The organism is uncultured Thermomonas sp. (assembly GCF_937872235.1).
GTDB lineage: Bacteria > Pseudomonadota > Gammaproteobacteria > Xanthomonadales > Xanthomonadaceae > Thermomonas > Thermomonas beijingensis.
The window spans coordinates 1-9,727 of sequence record NZ_CALMPC010000029.1; the positions used below are offsets into that span (position 1 = coordinate 1).

Annotated in this window: 9 protein-coding genes; 1 reads left to right on the plus strand and 8 read right to left on the minus strand. The window is 62.0% G+C overall.

Annotation, left to right across the window (positions count from 1 at the left end; translation table 11 throughout):
• The 6 genes from leuB to ilvC all read right to left on the minus strand — a co-directional run.
• Positions 1–881, minus strand: an 881-nt coding sequence (gene leuB, locus QWB57_RS02820) for a 3-isopropylmalate dehydrogenase (protein WP_288968250.1), incomplete at its 3' end; no start/stop codon positions are given.
• 20 nt (positions 882–901) lie between these two features.
• Positions 902–2,440, minus strand: coding sequence for a 2-isopropylmalate synthase (locus tag QWB57_RS02825; protein WP_288968251.1), 1,539 nt, complete (start codon positions 2,438–2,440; stop codon positions 902–904).
• On the minus strand, positions 2,437–3,540 hold the full coding sequence (locus QWB57_RS02830; protein WP_263296769.1) for a threonine dehydratase: 1,104 nt from the start codon (positions 3,538–3,540) through the stop codon (positions 2,437–2,439). Before QWB57_RS02830 ends, QWB57_RS02825 begins: the two co-directional genes overlap by 4 nt.
• 22 nt (positions 3,541–3,562) lie before the next feature.
• Positions 3,563–3,799 (minus strand): ACT domain-containing protein, encoded by a 237-nt coding sequence (locus QWB57_RS02835; RefSeq protein WP_223629126.1) that lies wholly within the window; start codon positions 3,797–3,799, stop codon positions 3,563–3,565.
• Positions 3,783–5,498, minus strand: coding sequence for an acetolactate synthase 2 catalytic subunit (gene ilvG / locus QWB57_RS02840; protein WP_223629127.1), 1,716 nt, complete (start codon positions 5,496–5,498; stop codon positions 3,783–3,785). Before ilvG ends, QWB57_RS02835 begins: the two co-directional genes overlap by 17 nt.
• Positions 5,498–6,496 carry a ketol-acid reductoisomerase gene (gene ilvC / locus QWB57_RS02845; protein ID WP_288968253.1) on the minus strand — a complete coding sequence of 333 codons (999 nt, stop codon included), beginning with the start codon at positions 6,494–6,496 and terminating at the stop codon, positions 5,498–5,500. Before ilvC ends, ilvG begins: the two co-directional genes overlap by 1 nt.
• Before the next feature lie 363 nt (positions 6,497–6,859).
• Between ilvC and ilvD the strand changes: the two genes are divergently transcribed.
• Complete coding sequence (gene ilvD / locus QWB57_RS02850) at positions 6,860–8,698, plus strand: dihydroxy-acid dehydratase (protein WP_223629129.1); 1,839 nt, start codon at positions 6,860–6,862, stop codon at positions 8,696–8,698.
• Positions 8,699–8,796: 98 nt separating this feature from the next.
• Here the strand turns inward: ilvD and rpiA are convergent, their stop codons facing one another.
• Positions 8,797–9,444, minus strand: a complete 648-nt coding sequence (gene rpiA, locus QWB57_RS02855; RefSeq protein WP_288968255.1) for a ribose-5-phosphate isomerase RpiA — start codon at positions 9,442–9,444, stop codon at positions 8,797–8,799.
• A 28-nt stretch (positions 9,445–9,472) separates the two neighbouring features.
• Positions 9,473–9,727 (minus strand): EVE domain-containing protein (locus QWB57_RS02860; protein WP_288968257.1); only part of this gene is annotated, 255 nt, incomplete at its 5' end.

Sequence of the window (9,727 nt, forward strand, 5' to 3'; positions counted from 1 at the left end):
ATGGTGGCGTAGGGGTTGGCGATGCCTTTGCCGGCGATGTCGGGGGCGCTGCCGTGGATGGGTTCGTAGATGCCGACCTTGCCATCGCCCAGTGAAGCACTGGGCAGCAGGCCCAGTGAGCCGGCCAGCATCGACGCCTCGTCGGTAAGGATGTCGCCAAACATGTTTTCGGTGACGATCACGTCGTACTCGCGCGGGCGTGCCAGCAAATGCATCGCCATCGAATCGACCAGTTGATGCTCCAGCGTGACATCGGGAAATTCCTCGCGCACCACGCGGCTGGTGACGTCGCGCCATAGGCGTGAGGTTTCCAGCACATTGGCTTTATCCACCGAGGTCAGTTTGCCGCTGCGGCTGCGCGCCAAGGTGGCGGCGTGGCGCACCACGCGTTCGATTTCGACAACGCTGTAGCGACACAGGTCGGAGGCATCGGTGGCGCTGCGGGTTTTTTCGCCAAAATAAATGCCGCCGGTGAGTTCACGTACCACCATCACATCCACACCTTGCAGCAGATGCGGTTTGATGGGCGATGCGCCCAGCGTGGCCGCGTGCGGTTTGACCGGGCGCAGGTTGGAATACAAGCCCAGTGCTTTGCGGATGGCCAGCAGGCCTTGCTCGGGGCGCACCTTGGCATTGGGGTCTGACCACTTGGGCCCGCCCACGGCACCCAGCAACACCGCATCGGCGTGCTGTGCGGCGTGCAACGTCGCGTCGGGCAGCGGCGTGCCGGTGGCGTCGATGGCGGCACCGCCGATCAACTGTTCATCAAACTGGAACTCATGGCCGAAGCGCTGGGCCACGCATTGCAACACTTCGACCGCAGCGGCGGTGACTTCCGGGCCGATGCCGTCACCTGGCAAGACAAGAATATGGGCTTTCATGGTGTTCCCTGGAAAATGGATTAAGCGAAGGCCGGTACGCGCTGCATGGCATAGCTGCGCAGCAGGCGGTTGGCAACCTCCAGCCAGGCAATCGCGGAGGCTTCCAGCACGTCGCGGCTGGTGCCTTGACCGCTGAACGTTTCGCCGCCGATGCGTGCGCTGAGGTTGGCCTCGCCGCGGGCGTCGCGGCCGATGCCCATGCTGTGCACTTCGTAGCTTTCCAGTTCGAAATCCACACCGGCGGCCTTGGCCAGTGCGGCAAACAGCGCCGCAATCGGGCCGTCGCCGCTGGCATCCTGCTTGACGCGGTGGCCATCGGGATCCGACAGTTCCACATGCGCACGGGTATGTTGGCCCTCGTCGATCAAACTCATCGAAGCGATGCGCCAGCCGGTATCACCGTGGTCGCCGGCCACCAGCCGCAGCAAGTCGGCATCACTCACCACATGCTGGGTGTGGGTCAGTGCCTTTGCCTGCGCGATGACCAGATCCAGCTGTGCATCGTCCAATACATGCCCTAATGCGCGCAGACGGTCGGCCACCGCCGCACGGCCACTGTGGCGGCCCAGCACCAATTGCGATGCCGGCCAGCCCACATCTTGCGGGTGCATGATTTCGTAGGTGTCGCGGTTTTTCAGCATGCCGTGTTGATGGATGCCGGATTCATGTGCAAAGGCATTCAAGCCGACGATGGCTTTGTTGCGCTGCACTTGGATGCCGGTGATGCGCGACAGCAGGCGCGAGGTGTCCAGCAGTTTGGGGGTGGTGATGCCGGTGTCCACGCCGTACCACCCTTGGCGCACTTTCAGCGCCATCACCAATTCTTCCAGCGCGGCATTGCCGGCGCGTTCGCCGATGCCGTTGATGGTGCACTCCACTTGCCGCGCGCCGCCCTCAATGGCGGCCAGCGAGTTGGCCACCGCCAGCCCAAGATCGTTGTGGCAGTGCGCGCTAAACACCACGCCTTCGGCACCTTGCACATTGGCGCGCAGGTAGCGGAACAATTCACGGATTTCATCCGGGGTGGCGTAGCCCACGGTATCGGGCACATTCAAGGTGGTAGCGCCGGCAGCCACCGCAGCGTTGAATACGGCCACCAAAAAATCACGCTCGGTGCGAAACGCATCTTCGGCCGAAAACTCGACATCATCCACATGCTTGCGTGCCAGTGTGACGCCCATGATGGCGTGCTCGATCACTTGCTCGCGGCTCATGTTCAATTTGTATTGGCGATGCAGCGGGCTGCTGGAAATAAATACGTGGATGCGTGGGGATTCGGCACGCTCCAATGCGCGCGCGCAGGCTTCGATATCGCCTTCGTGGCAGCGTGCCAGTGCGGCAATCGACGCGCCGCGCACATCGCGGGCGATGGTCTGCACCGCGCTGTAGTCGGCCGGCGAGCTATTGGGAAAACCGGCTTCAATCACGTCCACGCCCAGCTCGGCCAAGGCGTGGGCGAAGGCGATTTTTTGCGCGCCGCTCATGGTGAAGCCGGGCGATTGTTCGCCGTCGCGCAGGCTGGTATCGAAAATGCGGATACGGTTGTTGGGACTGTTCATGCGGGAAGCTCTTCTGTGCGGGAAACGCGCGGCTTGCGCGGCGTTGGGAGGGTATGTGAAAGACTGGACAGCAAGCCGGCAGGCAGTGCGCTTGGCAGCGCTGCCGGCGGCATAAGTCGCTCCTGTTTGCGTTGGCGCGGTTTGCGCGGCGGCCGCGGGCGCACGTCTTGCAGCAGGCTGGCCAGCACGCCGGCATCCAGATTGCCGCCGGACACCACCGCGCATTTGCGCTTGGCGGCGATGCGCTTGCCGGCGGCCAGCGCCAGCGCACCCGCGCCTTCGGCAATTACATGTTCTTCCAGCGCCAAGCGCACCAGGGTTTCGCGTAGTTCGGCTTCGCGCACGATAACGACATCATCCAGCAGCTCACGCAGCACGCGCCGGGTCAGTTGTCCGGGTTCTTTCACTTTCACGCCATCGGCCAAGGTGGCCACCGGCTCAAGGATGCGGTCATCGCCACGCAATGCGCGCGCCATTGCATCCACGCCTTCCACTTGCGCGCCGATCACCCGCACACCTTGTGATTTCAGTGCCAGCACCACGCCCGCCGCCAGGCCGCCGCCGCCAATCGGCACGATCACCACATCCGGCGACAACACGCTGGCAATTTCCAGCCCCACCGTGCCTTGCCCGGCAATCACGTCGGGATCATCGAATGCCGACAGCAGGCGGTAGTCGTGCTGCGCGGCCAACTCGGCGGCAAATGCTTTGGCTTCGTCATAGCTCTCGCCATGCAAGCGCACGGTGGCGCCCCAATGCGCCACGCCGGCAATCTTGGTTTGCGGTGCGCAGCGCGGCATCACCGTGATCGCTTGCAGGCCAAGCCGGTACGCCGCCCATGCCAAACCTTGCGCGTGGTTGCCGGCCGAGGCGGCAATGGTAGGGCGGTTGTCGCCACGTTCGCGCGCGGCCAGCAGCGCGTTCAGCGCGCCGCGCACTTTGTACGAGCCGGTGCGCTGCAGGTTTTCCAGTTTCAACCAGCAGCCAAAACGTTCGGCGTAATGGGTGGGGGTAATGTCCAGATAGCGGCGCAAACGGGCCTGTGCTGCCAGGACATCACTGGCAGAAACAGCTGAGGCGATGGCTACGGAGGGCTCCATCAGCAGACTGCGCTGTGCATGGTTACGCGCATGGTTGCACCTCGACCGCAAGGCAGTCGTAGAGCTTGGCCAGCTGGTGTTGCAGGCCTTCGGCTTCGCGTTCACCTTCCACCGTCATGCGCAACTGCCAGCGCTCGCCATCGGCATGCGCATGGCCATCCACCGACAGCGGTGCAAAACCGCGGCGTTCGGCTGTGCCCAGCACGCGGGTCAGTGCACCTTCGGCACGACGCAAGGTCAACTCAAGCTGGTAGCGCATGGGGGGTCTCTTTGGGTGAGGAAGCGTCGTCGATCATTTGCGCGTTATTGCGGTTGGGTGGCACCAGTGGCCACACATTGGCGGTGGTGTCGATGGCCACATGCAGCAGTGCCGGGCCTTTTGCAGCCAGCAGTGCGGCGATGGCGGTATCCACGTCTCCGGCGCGATCCACATGCAGGGCTTCGATGCCGAAGGCGGTGGCCAAGGCGATGAAGTCGGGGTTGTCGGACAGGTCGATTTCCGAATAACGCTGTTCGAAAAATAGCTCCTGCCACTGCCGCACCATGCCCAGTGCCTGGTTGTCCAACAGCACGATCTTCACCGGCAGGTTGTAGCGGCGCAGGGTGGCCAGCTCCTGGATGTTCATCTGGATCGAGCCATCGCCACTGACGCAGATCACTTGCGCAGTGCGGTCTTGCAGTTGCGCACCGATGGCGGCCGGCAGGCCAAAGCCCATCGCGCCGAGTGCGCCCGAAGTCAGGTGTTTGCGTGGGTGCTGCATTTGCCAGTGCTGTGCCACCCACATTTGATGCTGACCCACATCGCAGACCACGAATGCATCGGCGGCAGTTTCCGATAGCCGCTTCAACAAGGCTGGCGCATACACGGTGGCACCAGGGGCGTCGTAGCGCGGTGCAAATTGCAATGCACGTTGCTGGCATTGGCTGCGCCAGGCCTTGCGTGCCGGGCCGTTGCGGCCATGCAGATGCGCTGCACACGCCAAGGTCAGCTTGGCCAAGGTGGTACAAATATCGCCACGCACACCGGCATCGGCCACCCGCAATTTGCCGATTTCGCAGGCATCCACATCCATATGCACCACACGCGCATGTGGCGCGAACTCGGCCAGTTTGCCGGTGGCGCGGTCATCAAAGCGCGCACCCACCACAATCAGCAAATCGGCCTCTTGCACGGCCAGATTGGCCGCGCGCGAGCCGTGCATGCCCAGCATGCCCAAGTTCAACGGGTGCTTGGATGACAGTGCGCCCAAGCCTTTCAGGGTCAGCACGGTGGGGATTTGGGTGGCATCCACGAAGGTACGGAAGTCCTGCACGGCATCGCCCAGGGCAATGCCGCCACCGCCGTAGATCACCGGCCGCTGGGCCAATGAGATCAAGGCCAAGGCTTCGTGCAGCGAGGCATCCTTGGGCGCCTCGACATCGTCGATGGGCTGCGGCACATGCGGTGGCAGATGGCTGGCATCGGCGTTTTGCACATCCTTGGGCAGGTCGATCAACACCGGCCCGGGGCGACCACTGCGGGCGAGGCGAAAGGCTTCACCAACAATGTTTGGCAATTCGTCCACGCTACGCGCCAGAAAGCTGTGCTTGACCATCGGGAAGCTCATCCCGAATACGTCGAGTTCTTGGAATGCATCGGTGCCCATCAAGCCGGTGGGCACCTGTCCGGTGATGGCCACCATCGGCACCGAGTCCACCAGTGCATCGGCAATGCCAGTGAACAGGTTGGTGGCACCCGGGCCGGAGGTGGCCACGCACACCCCCACGCGCCCGCTGGCACGCGCATAGCCATTGGCGGCAAACGCGGCACCTTGTTCGTGGCGAACCAGCACGTGCTGGAGTTCGGGCACGTCGTACAGCGCATCGTAGAACGGCATGATCGCGCCACCCGGATACCCGAACAGCGTGTCCACCCCTTCTGCAACCAAGGCTTGCGCCAACCAGCGGGCACCGTTCATTACGCGGCCTCGCTCTGTTTGGCGGTGGTATTGGCGGCTTGCGAGGTGCTCAGCCATTGCATATTGGCGCGCAGTTGCTTGCCCACGGTTTCGATCGGATGATCCAGATCGGCCTGTTTCATCGCCTTGTAATTGGCATTGCCGGCGGCATATTCGGCGATCCATTGACGTGCGAAGGTGCCGTCCTGGATTTCTGCCAGCACCTTGCGCATTTGCGCGCGGGTGTTGTCATCCACCACGTAATTGCCGCGGGTCAATGCGCCGTACTGCGCGGTTTCGCTGATGAATTCATGCATGCGCGTGACGCCACCTTCGTAGAACAAATCCACGATCAGCTTCAGCTCATGCAGGCATTCGTAGTAGGCGACTTCGGGCTGATAGCCGGCTTCCACCAGGGTTTCCCAGCCGGCCTGCACCAGTTTGGTGGCGCCGCCGCACAGCACCGCTTGTTCGCCAAACAGATCGGTCTCGGTTTCTTCCTTGAAGCTGGTCTTGATCGCGTTCTGGCGCGCACCACCAATGCCGGCGCAGTAGGTCAGCGCCAATTGTTCGGCCTTGCCGCTGGTGTCTTGGTGCACCGCATACACCGACGGCACGCCACGGCCGATTTCGTATTCGCGACGCACCAAGGCACCCGGGCCCTTGGGTGCCACCAGCACCACATCGAGGTCTGCGCGTGGGCTGATCTGGCCGTAATGCACGTTGAAGCCATGCGCAAACAGCAGGCACGCGCCCTTGGCCATATTCGGCTCCAGCACTTCGCCATACAGCTGCGGCTGCACCATGTCGGGGGTGAGCACGGCAACGATCTCGGCGTCTTTCACCGCCTCGGCCGGGGTTTTCACGGTGAAGCCATCGGCCTTGGCTTTCAGCTCGGTGGGGCCGCCGGGGCGCAGGCCCACGGTGACATCGAAGCCGGAGTCACGCAGGTTGAGCGCATGTGCGCGGCCTTGGCTACCGTAGCCGACGATGGTGATGCGGGGTTTGTTGCTGGTCATTGCGGTGGTTCCTGTTGGGAGAGGTTGGTAAAGACCCAAAACGAAAAACCCCGCACCTTGCGATGCGGGGTTTTCGATTTTGGCGTTGTGCGTTTGTTGCTTACACGCCGGATCGTCCCGCAGATGTGGGCGGAATAATGAGTACGAGTACGAGCGCGCTTGCCGCCGAAAGGGCGGTCACGGAAGGTGTCGGCAGGGGCATGTGGCGTTGCAACATAATTGCAGGAAAACACGCTAGGATCGGGTTTGTCAAGCCTCGCGCAAAAATAATCCGGAGCCGCAAAACGATTTCATCTGAAATCGTTGAAAGCTTTCTGCACCAAGGCTTTCATGATTCTTCCCCACTGGAATTGAGCACCCTTCATGCCCGACTATCGCTCCAAAACATCGACCCATGGGCGCAACATGGCTGGTGCCCGCGCCCTCTGGCGCGCCACCGGCATGCAAGATGCCGACTTCCACAAACCCATCATCGCCATTGCCAATTCCTTCACCCAGTTCGTGCCCGGGCACGTGCATCTGAAGGACATGGGCCAGCTGGTCGCGCGCGAAATCGAGCGTGTCGGCGGCGTGGCCAAGGAGTTCAACACGATTGCGGTGGATGACGGGATCGCGATGGGCCACGACGGCATGTTGTATTCGCTGCCAAGCCGTGAACTCATTGCTGATGCGGTGGAATACATGGTCAATGCGCATTGCGCCGATGCGCTGGTGTGCATTTCCAATTGCGACAAGATCACCCCCGGCATGTTGATGGCGGCGCTGCGTTTGAACATCCCGGTGGTGTTTGTCTCGGGTGGGCCGATGGAAGCCGGCAAGACCGCGCTATCACCGCGCAAACTGGATTTGGTGGACGCCATCGTGCAGGCCACCGATGTCAATGTCAGCGATGCACAGTTGGACGCGGTGGAGCGCAGCGCATGCCCCACCTGTGGCAGTTGCAGTGGCATGTTCACTGCCAATTCGATGAATTGTTTGACCGAGGCGCTGGGTCTCTCGCTGCCCGGCAACGGCACGATGCTGGCCACCCATGCCGACCGTGAAGCGCTGTTCAAGCAAGCCGGTGTGACGGCGGTCGAGCTGTGTCATCGCTGGTATGGCGCGGAAGATGCCAGTGCATTGCCACGCAGCATTGCCAGCTTCTATGCGTTTGAAAACGCGATGATGCTGGACATCGCGATGGGCGGTTCCACCAATACCATTTTGCATCTGCTGGCCGCCGCGCAAGAGGCCGGCGTGGACTTCACGCTGCGTGATATCGACCGCTTGTCACGCAAGGTGCCGCAGTTGTGCAAGGTGGCACCCAATACCGAGAAGTACCATATCGAAGATGTGCATCGCGCCGGTGGCGTGATCGCGATCCTGGGTGAATTGGCGCGCGCCGGATTACTCCACACGGATGTGCCGACGGTGCACGCCAGGACATTGGGCGAGGCGATTGCGCATTGGGATATCACCCAAACCGGCGATGCCAAGGTGCATGAGTTTTTCCAAGCCGGGCCTGCCGGTATTCCCACCCAAGTGGCGTTCAGTCAAGCCACACGTTGGCCGTCGTTGGACATGGATCGCAGCACGGGTTGTATCCGTGATGTTGCGCATGCGTATTCGCAAGAAGGTGGCCTCGCGGTGTTGTACGGCAATCTGGCGAAAGATGGCTGCGTGGTGAAAACGGCCGGCGTGGATGCATCCATCCATGTGTTTGAGGGGCGTGCGCGGGTGTATGAAAGTCAGGACGCAGCGGTGGCTGGCATCTTGGCCGACGCGGTGCGCGCCGCGGATGTGGTGGTGATTCGCTACGAAGGTCCGAAGGGCGGGCCGGGCATGCAGGAAATGCTGTATCCCACCAGCTATCTGAAATCCAAGGGCATGGGCAAAACCTGCGCATTGCTCACCGATGGCCGGTTTTCCGGTGGAACCTCGGGCTTGTCGATCGGCCATGTTTCACCGGAAGCGGCCGCCGGTGGCGCGATCGGTTTGGTGCGCGAAGGTGACCGCATCCACATCGATATTCCTGCGCGCAGCATCACCTTGCTGGTGCCGGAGGCCGAGTTGGCCGCACGCCGCGCAGCGCAAGAGGCACAAGGTTGGAAGCCTGCATTTCCGCGTGCGCGCAAGGTCTCCAGTGCACTCAAAGCGTATGCGCTGTTGGCCACCAGCGCGGACAAGGGCGCGGTGCGGAATCAGGCGTTGCTGGAGCAGTAGAGCGCACTGCCGCAGGAGCGCACCGCAGGGGCGCGATGCATTTCCAGGGATTTCGCGAAAGCGTTCGCACCCCTGTGGTGTGCTCCTGCGAGTATCGTTCAAAGCACCAGCGGTGGCTGCCCGCCGACAATCACCACATCGGCGGGGCGGCGTGCAAACAGACCCACCGCGACGACGCCTGGGATTTGATTGATGGCGCGCTCCATCGCCACCGGGTCGGTGATGGCCAGATTGTGGATGTCGAGGATCACATTGCCGTTGTCGGTGATGACGCCATCGCGCCACACTGGTTGGCCACCGGTCAGTTCCAGCAGTTTGCGAGCGACCAGACTGCGCGCCATTGGAATCACTTCCACCGGCAGCGGGAATTTGCCCAGCACCGGTACCTGCTTGGATGGATCGACGATGCAGATAAAGCGTTCGCTGGCTTCGGCAATGATTTTTTCGCGGGTCAGCGCGGCACCGCCACCCTTGATCAGGCATTTGTCGGGGTCGCATTCGTCGGCACCATCCACATACAGGGATAACGGGCCAGCGGCATTGAGGTCGATCACGTCGATACCATGCGCCTGCAGGCGCGCGGTGCTTTGCTCGGAGCTGGACACCGCACCTTGGATGCGATCTTTCCAGGCGGCCAGCGCGTCGATGAAATAGGCCACGGTGGAGCCGGTGCCTACGCCCACGATCATGTTGTCTTCAACGTATTGAATGGCTTTTTCTGCGGCGAGTTTTTTGGCTTCAGACATGGGGTGCACCAAGTTCAAGGGGAGAAGGTCAGGGCTTTTCCAGGCCCAGCAATAGTTTCCACTGCGCGGTGGTTACCGGAAACACCGACAGCCGGCTGCCACGTGCGGTGAGTGCAAAGCCTTCGCCCAATGCATCGGCGTGCTGGCGAATGTCTTCCAGCGCAATGACCTGCTTGAACTTGCGTTCAAACGCTACATCGACCAAGAACCAGCGCGGGGTTTCGGGGGTGGCTTTGGGGTCGAAATAGTGGGACTTCGGGTCGAACTGGGTGCTATCGGGATA